This is a genomic window from Nonomuraea sp. NPDC059007, assembly GCF_042740555.1.
Lineage (GTDB): Bacteria > Actinomycetota > Actinomycetes > Streptosporangiales > Streptosporangiaceae > Nonomuraea.
Window position 1 is genome coordinate 140,120 of the sequence record NZ_JBHYJD010000008.1, and the last position, 25,248, is coordinate 165,367.

General features: G+C 70.9%; 21 protein-coding genes. 10 read left to right on the forward strand and 11 right to left on the reverse strand.

Annotated features, from left to right (window positions below):
• Nucleotide 1 precedes the first annotated feature (1 nt).
• Nucleotides 2-256: a hypothetical protein gene (locus ACFWY5_RS15360; protein ID WP_379624359.1), complete on the reverse strand. Its 255-nt coding sequence runs from the start codon at nucleotides 254-256 to the stop codon at nucleotides 2-4.
• Between the two features lie 114 nt (nucleotides 257-370).
• On the opposite strand from ACFWY5_RS15360, the gene ACFWY5_RS15365 reads away from it, so the two are divergent.
• Both ACFWY5_RS15365 and ACFWY5_RS15370 read left to right on the forward strand, forming a co-directional pair.
• Nucleotides 371-1,657: a cytochrome P450 gene (locus ACFWY5_RS15365; RefSeq protein WP_379624357.1), complete on the forward strand. Its 1,287-nt coding sequence runs from the start codon at nucleotides 371-373 to the stop codon at nucleotides 1,655-1,657.
• A gap of 106 nt (nucleotides 1,658-1,763) precedes the next feature.
• Nucleotides 1,764-2,333, forward strand: a complete 570-nt coding sequence (locus ACFWY5_RS15370) for a hypothetical protein (RefSeq protein ID WP_379624355.1) — start codon at nucleotides 1,764-1,766, stop codon at nucleotides 2,331-2,333.
• A gap of 1 nt (nucleotide 2,334) precedes the next feature.
• Here the strand turns inward: ACFWY5_RS15370 and menD are convergent, their stop codons facing one another.
• The gene (menD, locus tag ACFWY5_RS15375) at nucleotides 2,335-3,990 is read right to left on the reverse strand and encodes a 2-succinyl-5-enolpyruvyl-6-hydroxy-3-cyclohexene-1-carboxylic-acid synthase (protein ID WP_379624353.1); all 1,656 of its coding nucleotides are present in this window, start codon (nucleotides 3,988-3,990) and stop codon (nucleotides 2,335-2,337) included.
• On the reverse strand, nucleotides 3,987-4,931 hold the full coding sequence (locus tag ACFWY5_RS15380) for an o-succinylbenzoate synthase (RefSeq protein ID WP_379632406.1): 945 nt from the start codon (nucleotides 4,929-4,931) through the stop codon (nucleotides 3,987-3,989). Before ACFWY5_RS15380 ends, menD begins: the two co-directional genes overlap by 4 nt.
• Before the next feature lie 30 nt (nucleotides 4,932-4,961).
• On the opposite strand from ACFWY5_RS15380, the gene ACFWY5_RS15385 reads away from it, so the two are divergent.
• The 7 genes from ACFWY5_RS15385 to ACFWY5_RS15415 all read left to right on the forward strand — a co-directional run bounded on the left by ACFWY5_RS15385 (nucleotide 4,962) and on the right by ACFWY5_RS15415 (nucleotide 14,782).
• Entirely contained in the window at nucleotides 4,962-6,086 is a 1,125-nt protein-coding gene (locus tag ACFWY5_RS15385) for an AMP-binding protein (RefSeq protein WP_379632408.1), read from the forward strand.
• 47 nt (nucleotides 6,087-6,133) lie between these two features.
• Complete coding sequence (locus ACFWY5_RS15390) at nucleotides 6,134-6,445, forward strand: hypothetical protein (RefSeq protein WP_379624347.1); 312 nt, start codon at nucleotides 6,134-6,136, stop codon at nucleotides 6,443-6,445.
• Between the two features lie 168 nt (nucleotides 6,446-6,613).
• Complete coding sequence (locus ACFWY5_RS15395) at nucleotides 6,614-7,906, forward strand: RNA polymerase sigma factor (RefSeq protein WP_379632411.1); 1,293 nt, start codon at nucleotides 6,614-6,616, stop codon at nucleotides 7,904-7,906.
• A gap of 628 nt (nucleotides 7,907-8,534) precedes the next feature.
• Nucleotides 8,535-9,689 (forward strand): phosphatidylserine/phosphatidylglycerophosphate/cardiolipin synthase family protein, encoded by a 1,155-nt coding sequence (locus tag ACFWY5_RS15400; RefSeq protein WP_379627879.1) that lies wholly within the window; start codon nucleotides 8,535-8,537, stop codon nucleotides 9,687-9,689.
• 763 nt (nucleotides 9,690-10,452) lie between these two features.
• Entirely contained in the window at nucleotides 10,453-11,553 is a 1,101-nt protein-coding gene (locus ACFWY5_RS15405; protein WP_379632413.1) for a hypothetical protein, read from the forward strand.
• A complete protein-coding gene (locus tag ACFWY5_RS15410) occupies nucleotides 11,550-13,373 on the forward strand; it encodes an ATP-binding protein (RefSeq protein ID WP_379632415.1) in 1,824 nt (607 codons plus the stop codon). The genes ACFWY5_RS15405 and ACFWY5_RS15410 overlap by 4 nt, the downstream gene beginning before the upstream one ends.
• A gap of 92 nt (nucleotides 13,374-13,465) precedes the next feature.
• Nucleotides 13,466-14,782 carry a hypothetical protein gene (locus ACFWY5_RS15415; protein ID WP_379632417.1) on the forward strand — a complete coding sequence of 439 codons (1,317 nt, stop codon included), beginning with the start codon at nucleotides 13,466-13,468 and terminating at the stop codon, nucleotides 14,780-14,782.
• A gap of 644 nt (nucleotides 14,783-15,426) precedes the next feature.
• Here ACFWY5_RS15415 and ACFWY5_RS15420 read toward each other — a convergent pair.
• From ACFWY5_RS15420 to ACFWY5_RS15455, 8 genes are all read right to left on the reverse strand, one after another.
• A complete protein-coding gene (locus tag ACFWY5_RS15420; RefSeq protein ID WP_379632419.1) occupies nucleotides 15,427-16,308 on the reverse strand; it encodes a PQQ-binding-like beta-propeller repeat protein in 882 nt (293 codons plus the stop codon).
• The gene (locus tag ACFWY5_RS15425; protein WP_379632421.1) at nucleotides 16,305-18,017 is read right to left on the reverse strand and encodes an ABC transporter ATP-binding protein; all 1,713 of its coding nucleotides are present in this window, start codon (nucleotides 18,015-18,017) and stop codon (nucleotides 16,305-16,307) included. The genes ACFWY5_RS15420 and ACFWY5_RS15425 overlap by 4 nt, the downstream gene beginning before the upstream one ends.
• The gene (locus ACFWY5_RS15430; protein ID WP_379632423.1) at nucleotides 18,017-19,213 is read right to left on the reverse strand and encodes a cytochrome P450; all 1,197 of its coding nucleotides are present in this window, start codon (nucleotides 19,211-19,213) and stop codon (nucleotides 18,017-18,019) included. Before ACFWY5_RS15430 ends, ACFWY5_RS15425 begins: the two co-directional genes overlap by 1 nt.
• Entirely contained in the window at nucleotides 19,210-19,641 is a 432-nt protein-coding gene (locus tag ACFWY5_RS15435; protein ID WP_379632425.1) for a lasso peptide biosynthesis B2 protein, read from the reverse strand. The genes ACFWY5_RS15430 and ACFWY5_RS15435 overlap by 4 nt, the downstream gene beginning before the upstream one ends.
• On the reverse strand, nucleotides 19,638-19,901 hold the full coding sequence (locus ACFWY5_RS15440) for a lasso peptide biosynthesis PqqD family chaperone (RefSeq protein WP_379627314.1): 264 nt from the start codon (nucleotides 19,899-19,901) through the stop codon (nucleotides 19,638-19,640). The genes ACFWY5_RS15435 and ACFWY5_RS15440 overlap by 4 nt, the downstream gene beginning before the upstream one ends.
• Complete coding sequence (locus ACFWY5_RS15445) at nucleotides 19,882-21,681, reverse strand: asparagine synthase-related protein (protein WP_379632427.1); 1,800 nt, start codon at nucleotides 21,679-21,681, stop codon at nucleotides 19,882-19,884. Before ACFWY5_RS15445 ends, ACFWY5_RS15440 begins: the two co-directional genes overlap by 20 nt.
• 314 nt (nucleotides 21,682-21,995) lie before the next feature.
• Nucleotides 21,996-22,178, reverse strand: coding sequence for a hypothetical protein (locus ACFWY5_RS15450; RefSeq protein WP_379627318.1), 183 nt, complete (start codon nucleotides 22,176-22,178; stop codon nucleotides 21,996-21,998).
• Nucleotides 22,175-22,735 carry a MauE/DoxX family redox-associated membrane protein gene (locus tag ACFWY5_RS15455; protein WP_379632429.1) on the reverse strand — a complete coding sequence of 187 codons (561 nt, stop codon included), beginning with the start codon at nucleotides 22,733-22,735 and terminating at the stop codon, nucleotides 22,175-22,177. The genes ACFWY5_RS15450 and ACFWY5_RS15455 overlap by 4 nt, the downstream gene beginning before the upstream one ends.
• A 201-nt stretch (nucleotides 22,736-22,936) precedes the next feature.
• On the opposite strand from ACFWY5_RS15455, the gene ACFWY5_RS15460 reads away from it, so the two are divergent.
• Nucleotides 22,937-25,174 (forward strand): helix-turn-helix domain-containing protein, encoded by a 2,238-nt coding sequence (locus ACFWY5_RS15460; protein WP_379632431.1) that lies wholly within the window; start codon nucleotides 22,937-22,939, stop codon nucleotides 25,172-25,174.
• The last annotated feature ends 74 nt before the right edge of the window (nucleotides 25,175-25,248 follow it).

The window sequence follows — 25,248 nt, forward strand, 5'->3', positions numbered from 1 at the left end:
CCTACCGCCACGGCTCGCCGTGCTCGTCCCCCGGCCTGCGGCGCCGGGCGGGCGGCGGCGGGGGCGGGTCGTCACGGCGGGAGGAGTGGGACTCCCCCATGATCTGGATGACGACCCACACCACCGCCACCGGGACCCCGACGATGAAGATGGAGATCTTCCAGCCGCCCGGCACCACGATCGCCACGATGAGGGCCACGACGAGCAGCGCGAACGCCCCCACGAGGCCAAGACCGAGCTTCTTCCACAGCGACATGCGACCTCCCGGAAACGGCTGGAACGCGACAAAGTATCCCCGACACGGTGATCTACCGCATCACCCGCCAGGGTGGGGTGGCGGGGCACGGACGCGTGTGCGAGGGTGGCGAGCATGGTGATCCCGGGGCCGGCGCCGTCCGCGTCGGGCGACAACCTCGACGACATCGCCGCCGCCGGTGGCCTGCACACCTTCCAGCTGGCCCTGCACCGCGACTACGGCGACGTGGCCGCGTTCAGGATGCCCGGCTCGCGGCTCGTCTCCGTCGCCGATCCGTTGCTGCTGGAACGGGTGGCGCGGGTCGACAAGCGGCCGGAGAAGCTGTTCGAGTTCCTCGCCCCGCTCTTCGAGACGGGCAACCTGCAGGTGATGCCGGCCGAGGAACACGTGCCGTGGCGCAAGCTCGTCCTGTCCGCCCTGGCCGGGCGCAAGTCGCACGAGGCGCACTACCCCTCCTTCGCCCGCATGACCGCCGCCATGGCCGACCGCTGGGCCGCCGCGGACGGGCCGGTGGCGCTGCAGAAGGAGCTCAGCGAACTGTCCCTGCGCATGATCTGCCAGTACGCGCTGGGCATGGAGATGGACGAGGGCGACCTGCCCCGGCGGGTGGTGGGCGCCTTCGAAGAGGTCCTGTCGGAGTATCTGGGCAAGCTGTACGGCACGCCGTACCGGGAGGGCGGGGCGCAGGAAGGCCTGGCGTTCCTGCGCGACGCGGTCGACCAGGTGCTCGCCGGGCGGCGCCCGCCGGACCGGCCCGACCTGATCACGCTGATGGCCGAGGCCGGCGAGCGGCCGGCGCGGGTACGCGACACCGTGCTGTCGATGATGCTGGCGGCCCACCACACCACCGGCGTGGCGATCTCCTGGACCCTCTACCTGCTGGCCGCGCACCCGGAGGTGACCGAGCGGATCCGCGCGGAACTCGCGGAGGTGCCGGACGTGCCCGGATTCGCCGACCTGAGCCGGCTGCGGGTGCTGGAGATGGCGCTGAAGGAGTCGATGCGGCGCTACCCGCCCGGCCCGTACGGCGCCCGCGAGACCACCGAGCACCTCACGCTCGGCGGCTACGACCTGCCGGCCGGGACGACGGTGTTCGTGCCGATCTGGGCGGTGCACATGAATCCGCGCGTCTGGACGGATCCGGAGCGGTTCGACCCCGACCGGTTCGCGCCCGAACGGATGCCGGAGCGGCCACGGCTGGCCTACATCCCGTTCGGTTTCGGCCCGCGCGCCTGCGAAGGGGCGTCGCTGGCCATGCTGGAGGCGCGGCTGGTGCTGGCCGTCCTGCTCAAACGCTTCACCTTCCGCCCGGTCGAAGGGCACCCGGTGGTGCCGGTCGAGCGGTTCGTGCTGTGGGCCGAGCACGACATCGAGATGACGGTGCTGCCGGCGCCGTCCTGACCGGTTCTTTCGGGCTGCTTACGTCAGGCCCGCGCCCCTCCTCCCGAGGGGTCCGGGACGCTCATGATACGAGCGACAAAGCCCCGAAACATCGGAGTCAACGACCATGTTCCGACTCACCGCGGCCGCCGGATTCCTGTGCGCGGTCGTCCTCGCCGTCAACACCGCCCGCCGCGCCGGACTCCTGCCGGAGACGGCGCTCACCCACGCGATCGCGCCCCTGGCGCCGCTGGCCGGCCTGTTCGCGATCACCGGCTGCTACTTCCTCATCTCCCGTACGGCCGGCCGCCTCGGCCTGATCGGCTTCACGCTCAACGCCGCGGGCCTGGCCGGCGCCTTCGCCGTCGAGTACACCCTGCACTTCGTCTTCCCCGCCCTCGGCCGGAGCACGGTCGCCACCCTGGTCGCCGGGGGCACCGGCCGGGCGTTCCTGGTGACGTCCCTGGTGCTGATGGCCGGCGTCCTCACCTTCGCCGTGGCCGCCATCAGGGCGGGCGGCCTGCCCACCGGCGCCATCGTCCTCTACGCGGCGGGCATGATCCCCGGCTCGCTCAGGAACGTCGTCCCCGAACCCCTCTACCTGCTGGGCCTGCTGGTCGCCGCCGCCGGAGTGGCCTGGCTGGCCGTGAGCCTGTGGCGGGCGGAACCCGCGCGCGCGGCCCTGGCACAGGCCTGACTCAGAGCGCCGCCCGGATCGCCGTCTGGGCGGCCTCGCGCAACTGGGCGTGGATCAGGGCGTTGGACTCGCGCTCCGAACGCACCTCGACCACCCGCAGCCCCTCCCCGCGCAACGCCTTGCCCAGCTCCGAGATGTCACTCACCAGCGTGTACGGCGTCCCGGTGGCCGCCGCCACATACCCGAGATCGACCCCGTGCGGCGTGCCGAAGACCCGCTCGAACGGATCGCGCACCGCCGCCTGCGGCAGCAGCGAGAAGATCCCGCCGCCGTCGTTGTTCACCACGACGAAGCACAGGTCGGGCCGGGGCTCGCGGGGCCCGAGGATCAGCCCGTTCTGGTCGTGCAGGAACGACAGGTCCCCCAGCAGCGCGAACGACGGCCCGTTGTGCCCGAGCGCCGCCCCCATCGCGCTCGAGACCAGCCCGTCGATCCCGGAGGCGCCCCGGCTGCTCAGCACCCGGATCCCGCGCCGGGGCCGCATGGCCTGGTCGAGGTCCCTGATCGGCATGGAGGAGCCGCTGAACAGCAGCGCCCCGTTCGGCAGCGCGTCCACCAGGTCACGGGCCAGGCGCGGCTCGCTGAGCCCGGAGGCGTCGAGAAGCTCGTCGATCGCGGCGCGGGCGGCCAGGTCGGCGGCGCGCCAGGAGTGCAGCCACGTGTCGTCGCCGGAGGCGACCGGGATCTCCACGGCCTGCGCGACCTGCGTGGCCGAGCGGGTCGGATCGGGCCAGCGGGCCAGGTCGGGCGCGACGACGATGTGCTCCTGCGCCCGCTTCAGCCACGTCAGCAGCGGGCGCGACAGACCGGGACGGCCCAGCGTCACGACCACGTCGGGCTGGTGGGCGTCGGCGAACTCGGGCGTGCCGAGCAGGAAGTGGTAGGTGGAGATCGCGTGGTCGCCGTAGCGGCCGCCGCCGTTGGGCTCCGACAGCACCGGCCAGCCGGCCATGCCCGCGGCGGCGATGTAGCGGCGCACGTTCGCCGCGCCGTCGCCGACGACCAGGACGCCGCGGCGGGTGGGCGGGATGTGCAGCGCCACGGGCGGCGGGGCGACGCGGGCGCGCACCCACGGGCCGTTGACGTCGCCGTCGAGCGACTCGCACCAGTTCGTGTCGCCGTCGGGGATGAGCGGCTCGCGGAAGGACAGGTTGAGGTGGACCGGTCCCGGATCGGCGGGGCCGAGCGTGCGCTGGTAGGCGCGGCAGGCCAGCGAGCGCCAGTACGCCACCTGGCCGGGGCGGTCCTCCGGCACCCCCACCTCGGCGAACCAGCGGACGGCTGAGCCGTACAGCTTGATCTGGTCGATGGTCTGGTTGGCGCCGGTGCCGCGCAGTTCGGGCGGCCGGTCGGCGGTCAGGACCAGCAGGGGTACGCCCGATTCGCCCGCCTCGATGACGGCGGGGTGGAAGTTGGCGGCGGCGGTCCCGGACGAGCAGAGCAGGGCGACGGGCCGTTCCGATCGTTTGGCCAGGCCGAGCGCGAGGAACGAGGCCGAGCGCTCGTCGATGCGCACGTGCAGGCGGACCCGGGACTCGGCGTGCAGGGCCAGCGCGAGGGGGGCGGAGCGGGAGCCGGGCGCGAGCACGACGTCGGTGAGTCCGCAGCGCACCAGCTCGTCGACCAGCACGGAGGCCAGCGCGGTGGCGGGGTTCACGGGGCAGCCTCCTGCATCCGGCGAAGCCACGAGGGGGATTCGATCTCAAATTCCGACAAATACGAAAAATCCACGTTCGGGCGGCGGACCGCTATCTGTCCGTCTACCGGCATGAGGGAGTCTTTCACGACATCTCCCGAAAGGAGGGTCATGGTGCCCAGACCGCACGCATAGGGCAGCTCGGGCAGGGCGGCGGCCAGCGCCAGACCCGCCGCCAGGCCGACGGAACTCTCGACCGCGCTGGAGACGACCGCGGGCAGCCCGCACGCCTCCACCACCCGCAGCGCGTTACGCACACCGCCGAGCGGCTGCACCTTCACCACCGCGATGTCGGCCGCCTCCGCCGCGCGCACCCGCAGCGGATCCTCCGCCTTGCGGATCGACTCGTCGGCGGCGATCGGCACGTCACACCTGCGCCGCACCTGGGCCAGCTCGTCGAGGGTGGCGCACGGCTGCTCGGCGTACTCCAGGTCGAAACGGCCGAGCTCCCTCAACCGGCGCACCGCCTCATCCACGCTCCAGGCGCCATTGGCGTCCACGCGCACCTTCCCCGAGGGGCCGAGCGCGTCGCGCACCGCCTCCACCCGGGCCAGGTCCTCGGCGAAGCTCTGGCCGCGCTCGGCGACCTTCACCTTGGCGGTGGCGCAGCCGGCCCGCCGTACGAGCTGGAAGGCCTTGTCCGGCGGCACGGCGGGGATCGTCGAGTTGACCGGGACGGCGGCGCGCACGGGCGCCGGCCAGCCCTCGTCGGCGGCCTCGCGGGCGCAGGCCAACCAGCGTGAGCACTCGCGCGGACCGTACTCGGGGAACGGCGAGAACTCCCCCCAGCCGGCGGGCCCGTGGATGAGCACGCCTTCCCTGACGGTCTGCCCGCGAAAACGCTCGCGCATGGGGATCCGGAAGACGACGGGAGAACGCTCCACGACCCTCCCCGCACTCATATCCGAACTGTCGCCACTAACCTTACGAGCATGGTGAGCAAACCGTTGCACGCCCTCGCGCTGCCACCCGGTCCGCGGCTGTTCGCGGCGATTCGCGATGCTCTGACCGGCGATGGTCCCGCCGTGCTCCCCCTGCCGCCCGCCGACGCCGGCGCCACCCTCACGGCCCTGCGCCCCACCCATCTCGACGGGGTACGGCAGGCCGGCGGGGAAGGCGTGCCCGAGGACGTCGCGGTGGTGATCGCGACCAGCGGCAGCACCGGCGTGCCGAAGGGCGTCATGCTCACCGGGCGGGCGCTGCGCTCCTCCGCCGAGGCGTCACTGCGCCACCTGAAGGCCGCCAAGGGCGAGCGCTGGCTGTGCTGCCTGCCCCCCTCGCACGTGTCCGGACTGCAGGTGCTGGTCAGGTCGGTGGTGACCGGCAGCGAGCCGGTCATCCACGACGGCTTCTCCCCCGAGGCGGTGCTGGGCTCCGGGGCCCAGCACGTGTCGCTGGTGCCGACCCAGCTGCACCGGCTGGTGGAGCGGGGCGCGGACCTGTCGGTGTTCCGCTCGATCCTGCTCGGCGGCGCGGCGCCCCGGCCGGGGCTGCTGCAGGAGGCCCGGGCGCTCGGTGCCCGGATCGTCACGACGTACGGGATGAGCGAGACCAGCGGCGGCTGCGTGTACGACGGCCGGCCCCTTTACAATGTAGATCTCAAAATCGGGGGCGACGGCCGGGTGCGGATCGCCGGTCCCGTCCTGTTCTCCGGCTACCGCTTCGGCGCGGCGCCGTTCGAGGACGGCTGGTTCGTCACCTCCGACCTCGGCGAGCTGAACGGCGGGCGGCTGCGCGTGCTCGGCCGGGCCGACGACGTCATCAACACCGGCGGCGAGAAGGTCGTGGCCGGGGTCGTGGCCGCCGTGCTCGGCGAGCACCCCGAGATCGCCGACGTGGCGGTCGTCGGCGGCCCCGACCCCGAATGGGGCGAGCGCGTGGTCGCGGTCGTGGTGCCGGCCGACCCCGCGCGCCCGCCCACGCTCGACCAGCTCCGCGCCTACGCCAAAGACCGGCTCCCGGCCTACGCCGCCCCCCGCGAGCTGCGGCTTCTCCCCCGGTTGCCGCTACTGCCGAACGGTAAAACCGACCTCGCCCTGTTGCGGACCGGAACCTGACGCGGCCGGGCTGCGTCATAGGTGGCGAGAGAAAGAGGGAGCGCTTCATGAACCAGACCCGCAAGATGTGGGCGTCCGCGGCGGCCGTCGGCGTGATCCTCGTCGGTGGCGCCACAGTCGCGGCAGCCGCCTCGGCGGGCCGGGTCGACCAGGCCCGGGGAGAGACCCGGGCGGAGGTCGAGAAGACCGCGCCCACGCCTACGCCCACCCCGACCGACCGCGTCGTGGTCTCCCAGGACATCAACCCCGACCCCTCCAAGGTCCTGGAACACTGGACCGAGCAGCGCATGGAGGGCGCGGAACCGATGCCGATGCCCGAGGTCGAGCTCAAGCCGGGAGAGTTCGAACTGGCGGAGTGAATTCCCGCAGGGTGTGGGGTGGATCGCATTCTCCGCGGTCCGCCCTTTTTTGCCGGGTCCGGGAACAAATGGCGGCGAATGACGTTATTGATACTGGTGCGTCGAGCGGCCACACCGCCCCACCACAACTGCCTGATCGCTTCGACTCCGTATGGAGGAGGTGTCCTCATGCCCAGAACCGCCGTGGCGGCCCCGCCCGCGACCCTCGACCAGCTCCTTGACCGAGGGCGAGCTCAGGGTCACCTTTCTCTTTCGGAACTGCGCGACGCGTTCGCGCTGGCCGGCATCAGCCCCGCCGAGGGCCGTTCCATCCTGCGCGAGCTGACCGAGGCCGGGGTGAGCCTGGCCGCGGAGAACGAGCCCGCCCTGACCAAGAAGGCCCCGGCCGCGAAGAAGACCACCGCCAAGAAGACGTCCGCGACCGGCAAGAAGAGCGCCGCGCCGAAGGCTCCCGAGGCCGCCTCCTCGGAGGATGAGCCCGACGAGCCGGCGATGTCCGACGAGGACGCCGAGCTGGAGCAGGAACCGCTCGACCTCGACGACAACCAGTCCGTCATGGGCGACTCCGTGCACACCTACCTCAAGTCGATCGGCCGCCGCACGCTGCTGACCGCCGCCCAGGAGGTGGAGCTGGCCAGGCGCATCGAGGCCGGGCTGTACGCCGAGTACAAGCTCGACAGCGACCAGAACTGTTCCGCCGCGGTACGCGCGGACCTGGAGCTGGTCATCGAGGACGGCAGGCAGGCCAAGGACCACATGCTGGAGGCCAACCTGCGCCTGGTGGTGTCGGTGGCCAAGAAGTACACCGACCGCGGCATGTCGCTGCTGGACGTGGTCCAAGAGGGCAACCTCGGGCTGATTCGCGCCGTGGAGAAGTTCGACTACACCAAGGGCTTCAAGTTCTCCACCTACGCCATGTGGTGGATCCGCCAGGCCATCCAGCGTGGCTTCGCCGACTCCGCCCGTACGATCCGGCTGCCGGTCCACGTGCTGGAGATGCTGTCGAAGCTGTCGCGGATCGAGCGCGACATGCACCAGCGCCTCGGCCGCGAGCCCACGCCGGAGGAACTGGCCGTCGAGCTCGACAAGACGCCCGACCAGATCGAGGAACTGCTGCGCACCAGCCGCCAGCCCATCTCCCTCAACGCCACGATCGGCGAGGACGGCGAGACCACGATCGGCGACCTCATCGAGGACGTCGACTCGCCCGAGGCTTCCGAGATCGTCGACCGCCAGCTGCTGGGCGACCAGCTCCGTGGCGTGCTCGACAACCTCTCTCCGCGCGAGTCCAAGATCATGGCGTTGCGGTTCGGGCTGGTCGACGGCAAGCCGCACACCCTGGACGAGATCGGCAAGCACCTCGGCCTGACCCGCGAGCGGATCCGCCAGCTGGAGAAGGAGTCGCTGTCCAAGCTCCGCCACCCCAGCAACACGCGCCCGCTCCTGGACTGGGCCAGCTGACCCACCCCGGAAAGGCCCGGCACCCCGCGCGGTGCCGGGCCTTTTCCTTTTTCCGGTACGGCAAGCCGCCCTCCCCCACCCAATCCCGAAGCCCTGACCAGACCCCCTGTGGCCGACCGGCTTGACCAGATCTGACCCACCACCCATGGCCCGGCCACCGCGCCTCCGGGCGGCGCCCTCCGGCTCACCGAGGTGCCCTTCCCTCACTCCTGGGGCAATGGCACGGTCCGGGGCCGGCCCGAGGCGGGTAGGCGGCACGGCCCGGGGCGAGAACGTGGCCGCCCCGAGGCGGGCAGGACACGGCCCCGGGCGAGGCCGAGGCGGCCCCGAGGCGGGCAGGACACGGCCCCGGGCGAGGCTGTGGCGGCCCTGAGGCGGGCGGGACACGGCCCCGAGGCGGGTCCGAGGCGAGGGCGAGGGGCGCAGGTCCGAGACGAGGCCGGGGCGCGAGCCCGAGGCGCGGGCCCGGGGGGCGCGGGTCCGAGGCAGGTCCGCGGTGAGACCCGAGGCGAGGCAAAGGCAGGCCGGGGCGGGGTTCGGGGGTGGGTTTGGGGTGGGCTGAGAGTAGTTGGGTGGTTGGGGTGGTGCCTGCGGAGATGTCCACGTTCCGTAGTGTGATACTTACGGTATGACCGTCTTTGCCGGAGGCAAGATCGAGGCATTTGTCGGGCCCACCGAACTGGGCGCGGCCGACAACCTCGAACAGGTGATCATCGACTTCATCGGCGGCGCCAAGCGGTTCCTCGACATCGCCGTCCAAGAGCTCGACTCCGAGCCCATCGCCCAGGCCATCCTCGACGCCCGCTTCCGCGGCGTAGACGTCCGCATGGTCCTGGAGCAGGACTACCTGATCTCCGCCAAGCTCCCGAACATCGCCCCGAAGGCCGGGGAGGACGAGGCCGCCGCCCGCCTGCGCGTGCAGTGGGGCCAGGAGAGCGGCGCCAAGAGCCTGGAACCGAACCGGAAGATCCTCGCCGCGCTGCTGCGCTGCAACGTCGACGTCAAGGCCGACTACAACCCGGCGATCTTCCACCAGAAGTTCATCATCCGCGACTTCCGCGAACGCGCCCTGCCCAGCTCAGCGATCCTGTCCGGCTCGGCGAACTTCACCGGCACCGACTGCCACCGCAACCTCAACCACATCGTGATCTTCAACGACGCCCGGGTCTGCCGCGAGTACACCACCGAGTTCGCCCAGATGCGCGCCGGCCAGTTCGGCCGCGGCGCCCACGGCAAGGTGCCCATGGCGTTCAACCTCAACGGCGTGCCGGTCAAGATCCTCTTCGCGCCCGACCACGCGCCCGAGCTGGAGATCATGAAGCAGATGCTCAAGGCGGCCAAACGGGTCGACTTCGCGATCTTCACCTTCTCCGGCTCCTCGGGCATCGACGACGCCATGATCGCGCTGGCCGCGGCCAAGCGGACCGTCACCGGCGTCATGGACCCCGGCCAGGGCGCCCAGGCCTGGGCCGCCACCCACGACCTCGACCGCGCCCGCATCGAGCTGTACTTCCCCAAGCGCAGCGCCGCCTTCGGCAAGCTGCACCACAAGCTCATGGTCATCGACGAGGCCGTCGTCATCGCCGGGTCCTTCAACTACACCGCTCCGGCCAACAACTACAACGACGAGAACATCTTCGTCCTCGGCAGCCCCTACCCGGACCTGCCCAAACGTGAGGGAGGCCCGGTCGACCCCGCCGCCTGCGCGGAGCTGGCCCGCTTCTTCCGCACCGAGATCGAGCGCATCGAGGCCGCCGGAGAACGCTTCATCGGCAAACCCTGACCACAAAGCAGCGGCTGGCCGGGCCGGCGAACCGGCGGACCCCGGCTCCCACGCTCCGCCCCATGCTCCACTGGTGGCAGCGGCGTGGCGGCCATCCAGTGCTGCGCCTGGCGTTCCCGAGGCAGCGGGGACGGCGGCGTCGGACAGACATGGCGCGCGCTGACCGGCAGGCGATTGGCGGGCAAGCCTGGAGCACAGCCGCACACCGAGGCATGCACGGGCAACTCCCGAGGAGCTTTCCACTTGCGGGCGGAGGGCCGTCTCCTTGATCACGACCGAGCAGCGGTGGGCCGGTGAGGCGCCGAACCGGGTTCGCGACCACTGGCGTCAGCGGCTCGTTCGGGGCGTTGACGCCGCCCGCCGAGGTCCACCGTTGCGCCGTCCCACCACCGATCGGTCGCACCGCGATCGTCTTCGCCGCCGACCGGACTGTTCCTTCCCATCGAGGAGAATGGGAGGCTGACGCTCATCCTCACCGAGGCCTTCCTTCTGGCTGCCGGGACGCACCCGCAGAAAGCGAAGCAGCGGGGCGCCAAAGAACGTGCGCCTCATCCAAGCCAAGGGAATGCTCGATCACGTGTCGGCTGGAGAATCGCCGGTGGTCGCAGACAATGCGACACCGCAGAGAATGACATATTTGGGTCTAGATCTTCATTCGTCACCTCAGTAGCGTTAACGAAAGCGTCACGATCAGTTACCAACTGTCACCGGAGCCTGAGAGAGCTGGGTGGGCGATCCTCCGATGCGGCCTGACATCCACAGCTTGGCTGACATTCTTTCGGTCGCACCGTGGACCGACTTGGAGAAGCATATTGATCATCTGCGCGACCGGGTCGACGCAGCCGTTCTGGCCTCACATGCCCGTCGCGAACAACTCCGCACGGAGATCCTCTCCGAAAACCCAGGCTTGCGTACTCAAATCCGGCGCCCACAACCGGAGAAACTAGCGTGGGCAAAGGGCCTATTACGCTCGGGGATCGTCGCCGCTTCTGACGGCACGGTGGCTGCGGTGCCGCTTCTGAGTGGTACCAAAATCCAGATCGGAGTCGTGATCGTCACGAACACCGGCGAGTCGGTCCGCCTTGTGACAAGGGTCTTCGAGCACGAGCTGTCAGCCGGCGGAGACACTGCCAGGGAGTTCTTCGAGAACCTTCGAAAGGTGCATGGCAGCTCCAATCTGGCGAGCCGCGCCCTGATGTTGTTTGGCGAACGTCAAATTCTGCTCACGCAGGAAGCCGACTGGCGGATGATTCACGGCGAGCTGATCCCCTACGAACTTCGCACGGGCGTGGGCAGACCCGCAGAGAATCTTCCTCCGGTCTTCGACCTCGCCCGACGATACATCCAGAACCAACAGTTCATCGCGGTCAGCGAGAGCCCCGAGGATCTCGACGTGCTCAACGCCGGCATCATCCTGGAACCGGGTGAGTTCATCGAGCTTCGAACCCTTCATGATGATCTGACGATCTTCCTCGACGGCGACGTTGACACCGGCACCTCCAAGGCGGGATTCAACAACCTGGACCGGGCGACCTTCCGGAAGTTCATCGCTGACGTCGGACCCGAAGTGACCATCCTTCTCATGAAGGCCGGACATCGGCCCTTCCTCCTTGAGTGTCACAAAGATCGTGTCGAGGAGGCTGCCGCGTTGTTCCTCGCCGATGCGCTCTGGACACGAGGGCTGCCTGACGAGGGAGTCGCGGCGACGGCTCGGGGTTTTCCCTTCCACATCGACCTCGCGGACAACGTTGCCCGCACGATGTTCAAGGGCGGGGAGTTCCGCAATTTCATCGAAACCCGGCTGATGGAGCTCGGCGTCGAACAAGGACTCGCCGACCTGGACCCACGGAGGACCCGCGGATGAGCGTAGAGGAGAACCTACCGACAGAACCCGATGCCGATGAACCGGATGAGGCGAGTGAAGACCGCCAAACCGGCGAACCAGGAGGGAACGCGCCACCCGAGCTCGATATCAGCGAGCCTGAGATTGACTCAGGCGATATTGTGGCGGCCGAGTCCAGCCTCACGCGATCGCTCGTCACTCTGGGCTTCGTCGCCTTCGACGGGCAAGGCACCGACAACACCAGTACCGGTGTCATGGTGTCGGAGCAGCTCAGGCGACACTTCCGTCGCGATGCCTATGTCGGTATCACCGATACTGAACAAGGAATCACGTTTCTAGGCCGTGTCGTCGAAGGCCCCTTCCACAGCCCACACGAGATTGGGCCCGACTCGGCCATCAGCCGTACAACGCTGCTTCACCCTGACCGCACACAGTTCCGCCCCACCTATTACGCGTCTGGCACGATCGAGATCCTTGGCGAGGTCACAGACGCGGAGGTCGTCCTCCCCACGTCCACACGGCCACGGCCATACTCCCAAGCCTTCATCTACCCCAGCGACAGGCTTCGCCGGATGCTCGGGCTTGAGGGCGACATGCAACTCGGGACACTCCTTGGGTACGACGGAGTGCGGGTCGAGGCGGACTCGACGAACAAGGGGTTTCTTCCCCGCAACATCGGCATCTTCGGCACGGTGGGCTCAGGTAAGTCCAACACGACCCAGGTGTTGATGGAGGAGGCCATCCGGGCTGGATGGGCAGTGGTCGCCATCGACGTCGAAGGCGAGTACGTCCGGATGGATCAAGGTAATGATGAACCCCACCTTGCATTCCTTTTGGAAAAGCGATTCGGTGAACGGCTACCGCGCGGACTTCCCGACTGCCGTGTCTACGTGCCGAACGCGGGCATGACAGATGCTCCCCGCCCTGTCTTCTTCAAGGTCCCGATCTCGGACGTGCCCGAAGAGATCGTGGCCGATATCCTCGAACTGAGCGAGGCCCAGGTTCGCATGTGGGGAGCGATCACAGCCCAAGCTCGACGCGATGCGGCGAAGGCCTCGCGACCAAGCAAGATGGGTTCGCTCGGCCCCGCCACGACGCCGCCTGCACGCCCGTACACCCTCAGCACGCTGATCGACGGAGTCCAGGAGGACCCGGCAGGCGCCATCCCTCTGCTCACCGGCAAGATTGGTGTTCCAGAGAAGAACACCGCGTCGACGCTGCGTAACAAGCTCTTCAAGCTCGGCAGATCTGACATGCTCGACTGGAATCCCACACAGAACACTCCGTATTTGAACGTGGACGATCTCCTGGCACCCGGCCGCCTGAGCGTGTTCGACGTCAGCGAAACCAATGACACGGCGCGTAACATCGCCATCTCGTTCCTGCTTCAGGCGTTGTTCGACCGAGTCATCGCTGTTCCTCGCGGCCAGCCACTCGGACCGGGGCTGCCGCCTCGCCCGCCTGTCCTCGTCGTGATCGAGGAGGTGCACACCTTCGTGTCGCGAGCCAGCGCGGGACGCATGCGCGCCGTGCTGGATCAGTTGCAGGTCATCAGCCGCCGAGGGCGCAAGCGGTGGATGGGGCTCGCGCTGGTGTCGCAGCAGCCCGGACACGTACCAGAGGAGCTGTTCGAGCTGGCGAACACGCGCTTCATCCATCAGCTGAAGTCAGCCGGCAACCTCGCGCCCGTCCGAGCCACAACGGGCGGAGTTCACGAGGCACTCTGGGCGACCGTCCCCGCTCTTGGCCAAGGTCAGTGCTTGCTCACCGGGTCCATGTTCCGCAATCCCGTCTTCGTGCAGATGCGCCCAGCACGCTCCCGGCGCATGCATACCGCTTGATCACGATCCCCCGTAGAGTCTTCCTGCCCGGCGCCATGCAGATTCTCCTGCATGGCGCCGCGACCCGGATGCAGGAGAAAGAGGCGTAGTCCGTGCCAGAACTCTCAACCGATGCATCAGAGATCTCCTGGCGCTGGGGAATCGGTGAGCAACCGGCCTTCAGCCCGCGACGCGCATCGGTTCCGGTCCTGGCACTGGAACGCCTCAAACGCGCCCGTGAGCATGTGGTGCTCGGGTGGTTCCATCGCTACCCGGCTCGTTTCGCCGCGGACGTCGTGACGGGCATGCTCGCCCAAGTGGTGACCGAATCACGACGGCCCGTCACTTCGATTCTCGACCCGTTCTGCGGGACGGCCGCTGTTGTCGCCGCCAGCCGCCAGCTCGGCCTTGCCGCAATGGGCGTGGAGTTGACCACGCTCGGGGTCACCGTGGGACGGCTAAGACTCGACCCTCCTGTCAACCCATGGGAGGCGGCGGCGTTCTGCGAGCGCATGGCGCGGCTTGAACCGGCCAAGAATGCCCGGGTCAACGACGAGCTGGCCAGGTGGCTCGGCGACGAAAACGCCCGCCTCCTCACTGCTTGGCGACCGGTGTTGGAGACTGTCGACGACAGGCGCTTGAGCCGATTCGTCACGGTCGCGCTCTCCCAGTCCCTGCGACCGTCTTCTCAATGGCTCGCGGGGTCCGTCAAGGTGACCGCCGATCCTCTCCGTACTCCCATACCGCTACGGCACAGCCTGCCTCGCTGGGCGCGGCAGCTTGCCCGAGACTGCTCTGCCGAGCAAGACGCCCTTGCGGACATCAACGACATTTTCGGCCAACGGCGTCCTCCCGCGGCGGTCACGCTCGGCGATGCCAGGAGACTGCCCTTGGCAGACGCTGGCGCTGATGCCATTGTGACCTCTCCCCCGTATTTCGTGACATATGACTACTTCGACATCCAGCGGCTGTCCTATCTCGCTTTCGGCTGGCCGGTCCAGCGCCGTGATCAGATCGGCGCCAAGTATGGCCATGACTCCTTCGGCGGAGCCGTTGATCTTCCGGCTGCGTTCCGCACCTGGTATGAGTCAGACTTCGGTGCCGAAAGGACGACGCTGGGGCGAGCTCTCAGGACATACGTGGAAGACCTCAGAACACACCTGAAGGATGCGATGCGAGTCGTCGCGCCGGGCGGAGTGGTCGCCTATTCAGTGGCCAACTCCGTTCGCGCCGGGAGAGTCTTCGATCTAGCAGCAGGGTTCGAGCAGCTCCTGCTGGAGGCCGGGTTCGCCGATGTACGCTCCACCGCACGCGAACAGGCTGGACGCCGCATCCTGCCTCCAGGCCGAGATCCCGCAAGCGGCCGTTTCTCGAGCGACAACCACAGTGCAGGAATCCGCGAGTACATCGTCTCCGGACGCCGGCCTTAGGCGTCCGCAGCCGGTACGCAAACCTGCTGTCACCCACGACGCCGTCGGTGGAGGACACGATGCTCGTTCGCCCCGGGTCAATTGCCACCGGCCCGGCATCTGCCCATCGAGCCCCGGGGCGGATGCATCATCGAAATGGCCAACCGAGCGCTCCATAGCATTCGCATATTGATGTACACCCCTGGACGCCTGCTGGCCATCTTGAGGTTGCCGGCTTTCTGGCCCAGTCCCTCCCCGCGTACACAATCCCGTGCGAGCCATGCCCGATGGTGAGGCCCGAGGGTCCTCGCCGAGATCGACCCGCAATGGTCCACGGTATTTGGAGCGCCTATTCTGCAACATCGGCGATCACCTCCCGGTGGCCAGGCGGGCTCGTGGGCGATGGCCGATCACGCTTTTCGCACGTGGGCGAACCTGCCTGTCGAGCGTGCCGGATTCGCCTGGCGCACCGGCCTACTCGCCGGGCTCAAAGGGACATGTGCGCGACTCCGCGCTGCTGACCGTCACCAGCATCGTGGGGTCGGCAACGCTTACCTTCGCGCCACCTCCGCGTGGCACCCGCCTGCGGGCACGGTGCCCGTCCTCAAGATCGAGGACATGCGCGAGTTCCCTAGCGCAACGACCCAGGCCCGGATGCCGCGCAGTTAGGCGGCCACGCCGGCGGGGCGGCGTACCGGGGCGGTGGCGACGATCCGGCCGGTGGCGGTGTCGATGGCCGCGACCTGGTGGGCGCGGGTGCCGCAGACGTACAGGCGGCTTCCCCGCGGGGACAGGGTGAGGGCCTCGGGGCTCTCGCCGACCTCGGCCCGGGAGACGATCCGCCTGGTCAGGGTGTCGATGCCGAGGACGCTCCTGCTGTAGTAGTGGGTGACGTAGACGCGGTCGTGGACCGGTGAGGCGGCGATGCCGTAGGGGCCGGACTCGACGCCGACGGTGGCGACCTCCTCCAGGGTGGCCGCGTCCAGGACCAGCACGTGGTTGTCCTGACCGGGCAGGTTGGCGCCGGTGGTGGTGACGTAGACGTGGGCGCCGTCGCGGGTCACGGCTACGCCGTTGGGGTGCTGGCCTACGGGGACTGTGGCGATCACCTTGCCCGCCGCCGTGTCGATCACCGACAGGTCGTGGCTCTCGAAGTTGGTCACGTACAGGCGCTCACCCGCCAGCGCGGGGGCGGCGGCGTTGCGGCCGACGGCGATGGTGGCGGTCACGGCGCCGCGCCGCAGGTCGATCACCGACACGTCGCTGCTCTGGTAGTTGGTGACGTAGGCGTGGCGGCCGGCGGGGTCGATGACGATGCCGCCGGGATGGTCGCCGACGGGGATGCGGCCCACGACGGCCAGGGTGGCGGTGCTGATGACGGTGACGCTGCCTCCGCCGAAGTCGGTGACGTACAGGCGCTCACCCGACAGCGCCGGCGCGTACGGCCGCGCCCCCGCGCCGGCGCTCGCCAGGTGTTCGAGGGTGACGGCGTCGAGGACGGCCACGGACGAGGTGTCGGGGCTGGCCACGTAGATCCGGTCGTTCATGAGCTCGCCGCGGGCAGGAGCTGGCCGGCGGCGAGGTCGCGGTAGAGGTCGTCGGCCATGAGCAGTTCCCGATGGGTTCCCGCCGCGCGCACTCTGCCCTCCTCCAGGACGATGATGGTGTCCGCGTTGACCACGGTGGACAGCCGGTGGGCGATCACGATGACGGTGGTGGTGGCGGCGATCTCCTCGACCGCCTGCCGCAGGGCCAGCTCGGAGGCGGCGTCGAGCTGGGAGGTGATCTCGTCGAGCAGCAGCAGCCGGGGACGGCGCAGCAGGGCGCGGGCGACCGCGACGCGCTGGCGCTGCCCGCCGGACAGGGTGGCGCCCCGGTGGCCGACCGGCGTGTCGAGCCCCTGGGGGAGCTGGTCGAGCAGGGGCGTGAGCCTGGCCCGCGCCAGCACCTCGTGGATCTGCTCGTCGGTGGCCTCGGGCGCGGCGTAGCGCAGGTTGTCGCGCAGCGTCCCGGCAAGGATGGGCGCGTCCTGCTCGACGTAGCCGATGGCCGCCCGCAGCTCGGCCAGCGGCCAGTCCCGCACGTCGCGCCCAGCCACCTCGACGACGCCGTCCTCGACGTCGTAGAAGCGTTCCAGCAGGCCGAACAGCGTGCTCTTGCCCGCTCCCGACGGGCCCACGACGGCGGTCATGGTCCCGGGCGCGACGCTGATGTCCACGTTCTCCAGTACGGCGCCGCCGCCATAGCCGAAGCGCACGCCGCGGAAGCGCACCGACGCCCCGTCGCCGCCCGGGTCACCGGGAGCCTCCAGGGGTTCGGCGGGCAGCCGGTCGACCTCCTGGAGCCGGCGGACCGCGGCCAGCCCCACCTGCACCTGCGTGAACGCCGACAGGATCTGGCCGATCGGGCCCGACAGGTACATCAGGCAGAACAGGAACATGATCATCGAGGGCAGGGTCAGCGTGCCCTGGCTCACCCGCAGGCCGCCCAGGCCGAGCACGACGAGGAAGGTGACCTGGGTCGACAGGGTTCCGGCCACGCCGGTCGCCGACTGCCAGCGGGCGGCGGTGATCGCGTGCCGCCATGCCGTACCGGATGCCCGCGCGGCCCGCGCGCTCTCGCGGCGCTCGCCGCCGCTGGCCTTGACCGTCCGGTAGGCGCCGAGCACGCGCTCCACGATCGCGCCGAGCAGCCCGACGGCGGCCTGCGTGCGCTGGGCGGCGGCCGAGACGCGCGGCATGACCAGCGCCATCGCGGCCAGCGTGAGCGCCAGGACCGCGGCGGTGGCGCCCAGCAGCACCAGGTCGGTCGTGGCCATGAGCGCGAGCGCGCCGGCGCCGAGTACCAGGCCGGTGGCTCCGGTGACGACGGCGTTGGTGGTCGCCGAGCGCAGCAGGGTGATGTCGGCGGTGAGCCTGGACATGAGGTCACCGGGTTCGAGCCGGTCGAAGTCGGCCAGGCGCAGGCGGAAGACGCGCTCGGTCAGCCGGTCGCGGGCGGCGCGCACGACGTTCTCGCCGGCGACCTCCAGCACGTAGCGGCCGCAGGCCGACAACACGGCGCCGGCGACGAGCAGCGAGGTGAGCACGGCGAGCGTGCCGAGCACCGGGGTTCCGGCCAGGAGGTCTTCGGTGACCATCTTGGCGGCCACCGGCTGGATCAGGCCGGCGGCGCCGCCGGCCAGGCCGAGCAGGCCTCCGGCGAGGATCCGGCCCCGGTGCGGGCGTACCTGGGCCAGGAGGGTCCGCCAGGCCATCACGGCCCCCAGGTGACGGGCAGGCGGGTCACGCCCTGCAGGGACAGCGCGGGTTTCACCGGCAGGTTCCCGGCGGGCTCGGCAAGCCGGAGCGTGGGCAGGCGGGCGAGCAGGGCGCTCAGCGCGGTCTCCAGCTCGGCTCTGGCCAGGTTGTTGCCCAGGCACTGGTGCGGGCCGTGGCCGAAGGTCAGGTGGCGGGCGTCGCGGCGGTCCAGGTCGAGGTCGTCAGGGGCGGGGAAGGCCGCGGCGTCGCGGTTGGCGGCGGCCAGCAGCACGATGACGCCGTCGCCGTCCCCGATCAGCCGGTCCCCGAGCGAGATGCCGGCGGTCGCGACCCTCGGCAGCGGGTCGGCGACGCTCGTGTGGCGCAGGAGTTCGTCGACGGCCCGGGGCATCGTGGCGGCGGTGAGCGCCTTCAGCCCGCCCGGCCTGCTCAGCAGCGTGAGCACGCTCAGCGCGAGCGTGTTGGCGGTGGTCTCGTGCCCGGCGATGACCAGCATGGCGGCCATCTCCTCGGCCTGCCGCCGGCTCAGCTCACCGCCGGCGACCCGGCGGGCCAGGGTGGAGAGCACGTCGTCGCCCGGCCGGGCCGCCTTGTCGCGCAGGAGCCGGGCGAGCAGGTCGTAGACCACCCGGAACGGCGGGCCCGCGGCCGGGTCGAGGAGTGTGGGCCAGCGCAGGTGCTCGGTGAAGACGGCCTGGTCCTCTTGCGGCACGCCGAGCACCGCGCAGAGCGTCAGCGCGGGCAACGGCGCGGCCAGCGCGCTCACCAGGTCGGCGGGCGGCCCCGCGCCGGCCATCGCCGTGATCAGCCCGTCGGCCAGCGAGCGCAGGTGCGGGCGCAGCTCGCGCACCCGGCGCAGGCTGAAGTGGGGGATGACCATCCGCCGGTGCTCGGCGTGGAGCGGGTCGTCCATCTCCACGAAGCTCAGCGCCCGCTTCTTGCGTTCCGCGTCCGGTGCCGGCGCGCCCTTCTCCCGCGCCAGGTGCGGGTGAGCCGGGTGCAGCGCGTCCGACGACAGCCGCGGATCGGCCAGCAGCGAACGGGCCTGCGCGTGGCCGGTCACCACCCAGACCGGGGTGCCGTCGCGCAGGGCGGCGCGGGCCAGCGGGCCGTGCTCGCGCAGGCGGTCGTACCCCGGCGGCGGGTGGTAGGGGCAGCCACGTGGCATCGGGATCTCCGGCAGCTCGCTCATGGGGTGGCCTCCGGAGGCACCTGCAGCAGGACGCGGTGGTAGCCCGGCGGGGCGGGCTCGTCGACGGGCCGCCCCTCGGCCACGACCCAGGCGTGCGCGCCGAACGGCGGCAGCACCCGCACGCCCGTGCACCAGGTCGGCCAGCTCCCCCGGGACCGGCACAGCAGCGCGGTCGCGATCGAGCGGGGCAGGCAGCCCTTCGGGCTCGCGCACGCCCTGCTGGTGCGGGTGACCACCTCGCAGGCCCGGCCGGCCTCGGCGTAGGTGGCCGGGCGGGCGCCCGCGCTGACCCGGCCCAGCACCTTGACGATGGTGCTCGGCGAGCGTCTGGCCAGCGCCTTCGCGGCCAGCACCGCCAGACGGGCGCGCCAGCGCTCCAGCGGCGGGTACGCCCGCGGCGCGAGCGCCATCGTGGGGTCGACGCTCATGCCGGCCTCCGTACGAGGATGCCCATGGTCACGAGGCTGTCCATGAGGTGGGCGACGTCCCGGGCGGCTTCGCCGCCGTCCACGTCGAAGGCCGCCACGAGCCGGTCGACGGCGTGCCCGGGGTCGCCGGACTCCAGCGCGGAGCGCAGCACGATCGCTCCGGTGGGGTTGAGGCTCCAGTACTGGCCGCGTACCTGGTGGAGCAGGGCCATGCCGTAGTCGGTGTCGACGGCGGAGATGTCAGGCGCCAGCGCGTACACGCTCATCCTCCTTCACGGTGCGCAGCCACATCTCGCACGCCAGCGTGGGCTCGATGCGGCGGTGCTGGGTCAGCACGTCGATCGGCCCGCGGCAGGTGGCGCGGAAGAGGTCCGCGTCGATGAGGCCGAGCTCGCCCAGGAGGCTGTCCTCGGCGAGTGCCATGATCTGGTCGCGGTGCTTCCTGCTGCCCATGACCGCGCCGGCGGAGGTCTCCGACTTCGTGGTACGGCCCAGCGTCGCCTCGGGCACGATGCCGCGCATGGCGTCGGCCAGCACCGGCTTGTACCTGGCCGGGTCGTGGCGGTCCCGGGGCCTGGCCGCCAGCGCCGCCTCGATGACCCGGTCGTCGAAGAAGGGCGCGGACAGGGTGATGCCCTGGGCGGCGGCGATCTGCTGGAAGTCGCCGACCATCTGGCAGCCGCCGTGGATCGCGGCGAGGTTGTGGTGGGCGCCGCGGCCCTCCGCCAGCGGCAGGTGGCGCGCGGCCGCCGCGCGCAGCTCACCGGCGGCCAGCTCGACCGCGTACGGCGTCGCCCACGCGGGCATCGTCGGCGGCAGGTCCCACCCCAGCGCGGGCCCGTCCACGCCGCGCCCGTCGCGCCCGAGCCGGTCGGCGGCGGCCCGCATCCACGCGTCGTACGCCCTGCCGCTCACCAGGTGCCGAAGCGTCCGCCGCAGCGGCCAGCGGTTCTTGGCCGCGGCCGTCAGCAGGTGCCGCGTCCCGGTGAGCGGCGCCTGCCTGATCAGCGTGGGCAGCCAGGTGGGCATCATCGTGGCGGCCTCGTCCCCGCCCAGCCCGGTCAGGTGGACGCCGGGCGCGTACGCCTGGCCGCGCCGCAGGATGTGCGTGAGCCGGCTGCGGTGGTGCAGCAGCAGGAACGGCGCGTCGAAGCGCTCGTGCGCGCCGAGCATGTCGTCGTAGACCAGCGGGCACTCCCGCGCGGAGATGATCTCGTGCCGCACCGGGTGTCCGGCGGCGGCCAGCGCGGCGGCGGTGCGCCCCGCCCACAGCACGTCCTCGTCCATGGGGTCGGGCTGGGCGGCGGTCAGGGCCACGACGTCGGCACCGGTGCGGGCGGCCAGGGAGCAGACCGACGAGGAGTCCATGCCGCTCAGGTGCGCGACCACCGTGCGGCCGGGCCCCGCGCGCAGGGCGACCGCCTCGCTCAGCGCGGTTCTGAGCGCCGCGACCGCCTCCTCGCGCTCCATCGGCTCGGGGAAGCGCCACCAGCGCGCCTGTGCGAGAGCGCCGCGCTCGTCGAGGACGACGTCGTGGCCGGGCGGCACGGCGTCGATCCCGTCCCACACCGGCAGCCAGTTCAGCGGCCACGGCGGGTGGGCGAACAGCAGCCGGGTGGCGAGCCTGGCCGGGTTCGGCGCGGCCCCGGTCAGTCCCGCCAGCACGAGCGCCCGGTTCCCCGCGACCGGCGTCCCGCCGACCCGGCAGGTGTACACCCTGCGCAGCCCGGAGGCCGTCCCCCGCACCCGGACCCGGCCGCCCTCCGAGACCATCACGTACGCGCTGCCGGGAGCCGTCAGGCCGGGCGCGCCACCGGCCAGGTGCTCCTTCGCGTGCTCGCCGAAGGCCGCGATCGCCGCGCCCGCGCTCCTGCCGACCGTGAGCGTGCCGGGCGGCCAGCGCCCGATGAGCCACGGCCGTCCTGAGGGGTGGCTCACCTCGTGCGCGCCGCCGCGGGTGTCGTGGATCCGCCGCGCCACGTCCGTGCTCTCCTCCCGGTCGGGCAGGACGGTGAACCATGGGTCTTCTGTCGCGGGCAAGGTCGCTCTCCCATCCTTCGCGGTACGGCAGGCGGTGCGGTGGCCGCCTGCCGTACCTCATGGGCGGTTAACGGCAGTAGTTCGGGTAGATCCACTCCCAGTGCGGGCCGCCGCAGCCCCCGTTGGTCAGGGTGTGGAAGTCGCCGGCGAACGTGATCTCCGGGCGTTCGTAGACGCGCATGTCATTCACCTCCAGGTTTCCGCTACCAGTCGAGACGGTCGGTAAGCCATTCCCAGACACAGCCGCAGCCGGCGTTCGTCAGGGTCGTGAATCCGCCTTCCAGCGTGATTTCCGGACGTTCGTAGACACGCATTCAGCTCACCTCCTTTCCTGCTCGGCTTTCGATCCGGGCGGGTTCCGGCTCCGGATCCCGGACCTGGGCGGGACCGTGGGGCGAGAGCGCCTCGATCCCGGTCATCAACCGGAGCATGCGGGCCAGCAGCAACGTCAGCACCAGCAGCCACACCAGCGCCCCGTAGACGAGGATGGTGGTCATGCCCGCCTCCTCTCCCTGTGCGCGGACTGGACGGTGAGGTAGGTCCCGAAGGCCGCGGGCAGGCCGATCACCAGGATCGTCAGGCCGAGCGCGTCCGCCACCGCCCCCGCGTGCACGGCGGGCGCCCCGGTCAGATACACCACCAGCGCGACCAGCGCGCCCGCCGCCATCGCCGCCGCGCGCACCGGCGTCACCCAGGACAGGTGCGCCTGCCCGAACAGGCATCCGCAGGCGAAGCGGTCCCCGCGCGCCAGTGCCGGCACCGAGATCGCGATGAAGGACAGTGACAGCGCTCCCGCCATCGCGCATCCCGCGACGGTCAGCGGTGGCGGCCCCAGTAGCGCCACCGCCGTGAGCACCTCCACCGCGCCGAGCCCGACGGCGAAGACGGTGCTCTCCTTGCGCATCACCCGGAACTGCACCGCCGCGCGGGCGGCCGAGCCCGGACGGATCACCTTTCCCGCCCCCGCGACGCCGAACAGCAGGGCCAGGACGATCCGCACCGCCAGCACCGCCGGCGCGCCGAGCGATTCCCACGAACTCGTTATGACGCTCACGGGTCCGACATTGCGTCGGTCTTGCCCGTCTCACCAGGGAAATGAGATGCGATGAGAAATCCGGGCGGGATGAGCTGGGCATTTGCCATGGTTCGTCCCGCCGCGCGGTCATCCGCAGGATGGCATGGTGGGAAATGACGGAGGCCGTCATGACCGGGGGGACGGATGCCGGATTCTGAGGCACGGCAACAATTCGCGCTCATGCTGCAGTCGTGGAAAAAGCGCTCCGGCCGCAGTTATCAGGCGCTGGGCCGGCGGCTGGAGCTGAGCCATTCGACGGTCCACCGGTTCTGCACCGGCAAGCAGCTGCCGCAGGACGCCGCGCTGGTCGAGCGGCTGGCCGCCGCTCTGGGGGCCGACCGGCGGGAGGCGGAGATCCTGCGCGGGGTGTGGCGGCTGGCGCGGGACGTACCGCAGGCCAGGCCCGGCGCCGCGGCCTCGCCCGATGAGTTGCCGCACGACGATCTGCCGCGCGACATCGCCGACTTCACCGGGCGGGCGGAGGAGCTGGGCGCGCTGCTCAAGGCCGGTGGCACGCCCAGCGGTGTCTGGACGGTCGACGGGATGGCGGGCGTGGGCAAGACGACGCTCGTCCTGCACGCGGCGCACCAGCTCAAGGAGGGGTATCCGGACGGCCGGATCTTCCTCGACCTGCACGGGCACACCGCCGGCGTCGCGCCGATGCCGGCCTCCGACGCGCTGAAGGCGCTGCTGAGCGCCGCCGGGGTGCCGGAGGAGGGCATTCCCGCCGAAGCCGGGCGGCGGGCCTCCCTGTGGCGTTCGGCGCTGGCCAGGCGGCGCATGCTGATCGTCCTGGACAACGCCGTCGACGCCGAGCAGGTGATGCCGCTGTTACCCGGGGCCACGCCGTCCCTGATGATGATCACCAGCCGGGCCCGGCTGGTGGACCTGGACGGCACGGGCACGATCACGCTGGGCGAGCTCAGCGCCGAGGACGCCCTGGCCATGTTCATGAAGATCGCCGACGCCGGCCCGCCCGCCGACCTCGGTGACGCCGAGGATACGGTACGGCTGTGCGGCTACCTCCCCCTCGCCATCAGGATCGTCACCGCCCGGTTACGCCACCGCCTGTCGTGGACCCCCGGCCACCTCAACGAGAAGCTGCGCCAGGAGCACCGGCGCCTGGCCGAGCTGCAGGCAGGCAGCCGCAGCGTCATCGCCGCCTTCGCCACCTCCTACGGCAAGCTCGGCGGACCGGCCCGCCGGATGTTCCGCCTGCTCGGCCTGATCCCCGGCGTGGACGTGGACCTCGCGGGCGCCGCCGCGCTGACCGGCCAGCCGATCGAGGCCGCGGAGCCGCTGCTGGAGCAGCTCATCCAGGCGCACCTGCTGCAGCGCCCGTCGGCCGACCGCTACCGCTTCCACGACCTGGTACGCGACTACGCGCGGGCGGTGCTGGCCGAGCGGGAGCGGCAGGAACAGCGGCAGGCCGCGCTGGCCCGGATCGTCGAGCACTACCTGCGCGTCGCCGACCACGCCGCCGAGCTGATCGAGCCCAGCAGGCGGCCCAACCCGATCTCCGGCCCGGTCACCGCCCCCGCCCTGCGCCTGGCCGACCGCCGGGAGGCGATCTGCTGGCTCGAACGCGAGCTGCCCAACCTGATCGCCGCCATCGAGAGCGCCGCCGCCGGGGGCCTGCTCGTCCACACCTGGCAGCTGGCCCGCTCGCTGTGGCACTTCTTCCTGCTGCGCGGCGACCCGCGTGACTGGATCCACACCCACCGGCTGGCCCTGAGCGCCGTGCAGCGGCTGGGCGACCGCGAGGGCGAGGCCGAGACGCTCAAGAACCTCGGCGTCGCGTACTGGTTGTCGGACGACCGGGAGGGCGCCATCGCGCTGCACCACCAGGCCCTGGTGCTGGACTGCTGGAACGGCGACCCGGTCGGGCAGGCCAAGACGCTGACCCATCTCGGCTACATCCACCACCGCGCGGGCGAGTACGCCGTGGCCGCCGACCACTTCCTGCTGGCCGTCATGCTCTACCGGGAGGTGGACGACCCGGTCGGGGGCAACCGCGGGCTCAGCGGTCTCGGCGACAGCCTGCGCAGGATGGGGCGGGCGGAGCGGGCGATGCCGTACCTGCTGGAGGCCTTGTCCCTGAGCAGGAGCGCGGCCGATCCGTGGGGGGAGATCCAGGCCCGCACCGGGGTGGCGCTGGCGCACCTGGAGGCGGGCGAGGCGGGTCTTGCCTGCCGCCACCTCGTACGGGCGCTGGAGCTGAGCAGGCTGGTGGGCGACCGGCTGAGCGAGAGCACGGTACGCACCGCCCTGGGAGCCACGTGGCTGGAGGTCGGCGATGCCGGGATGGCCCGCAGGCACTTCACCAGGGCCCTGACGCTGAGCAGGCAGAGCGGCGACCGCTGGGGCCAGACGGAGGCCAGCGCGGGCTTGAGGGCGGCGCGCACCCGGCAACAGTAAAGGGAGGAAAGATCACGAGGTCCCGGCGGGCACATGCCGGCCCCGGCGGACCGCGTCACTGCCCAGCAGACCTG

Coding starts and splice junctions, on each gene's coding strand:
- ACFWY5_RS15360 (WP_379624359.1), bottom strand. CDS start 256: ATGTCGCTGTGGAAGAAGCTCGGTCTTGGCCTCGTGGGGGCGTTCGCG.
- ACFWY5_RS15365 (WP_379624357.1), top strand. CDS start 371: ATGGTGATCCCGGGGCCGGCGCCGTCCGCGTCGGGCGACAACCTCGAC.
- ACFWY5_RS15370 (WP_379624355.1), top strand. CDS start 1,764: ATGTTCCGACTCACCGCGGCCGCCGGATTCCTGTGCGCGGTCGTCCTC.
- ACFWY5_RS15380 (WP_379632406.1), bottom strand. CDS start 4,931: ATGAGTGCGGGGAGGGTCGTGGAGCGTTCTCCCGTCGTCTTCCGGATC.
- ACFWY5_RS15385 (WP_379632408.1), top strand. CDS start 4,962: ATGGTGAGCAAACCGTTGCACGCCCTCGCGCTGCCACCCGGTCCGCGG.
- ACFWY5_RS15390 (WP_379624347.1), top strand. CDS start 6,134: ATGAACCAGACCCGCAAGATGTGGGCGTCCGCGGCGGCCGTCGGCGTG.
- ACFWY5_RS15395 (WP_379632411.1), top strand. CDS start 6,614: ATGCCCAGAACCGCCGTGGCGGCCCCGCCCGCGACCCTCGACCAGCTC.
- ACFWY5_RS15400 (WP_379627879.1), top strand. CDS start 8,535: ATGACCGTCTTTGCCGGAGGCAAGATCGAGGCATTTGTCGGGCCCACC.
- ACFWY5_RS15410 (WP_379632415.1), top strand. CDS start 11,550: ATGAGCGTAGAGGAGAACCTACCGACAGAACCCGATGCCGATGAACCG.
- ACFWY5_RS15420 (WP_379632419.1), bottom strand. CDS start 16,308: ATGAACGACCGGATCTACGTGGCCAGCCCCGACACCTCGTCCGTGGCC.
- ACFWY5_RS15425 (WP_379632421.1), bottom strand. CDS start 18,017: ATGGCCTGGCGGACCCTCCTGGCCCAGGTACGCCCGCACCGGGGCCGG.
- ACFWY5_RS15430 (WP_379632423.1), bottom strand. CDS start 19,213: ATGAGCGAGCTGCCGGAGATCCCGATGCCACGTGGCTGCCCCTACCAC.
- ACFWY5_RS15435 (WP_379632425.1), bottom strand. CDS start 19,641: ATGAGCGTCGACCCCACGATGGCGCTCGCGCCGCGGGCGTACCCGCCG.
- ACFWY5_RS15450 (WP_379627318.1), bottom strand. CDS start 22,178: ATGACCACCATCCTCGTCTACGGGGCGCTGGTGTGGCTGCTGGTGCTG.
- ACFWY5_RS15460 (WP_379632431.1), top strand. CDS start 22,937: ATGCTGCAGTCGTGGAAAAAGCGCTCCGGCCGCAGTTATCAGGCGCTG.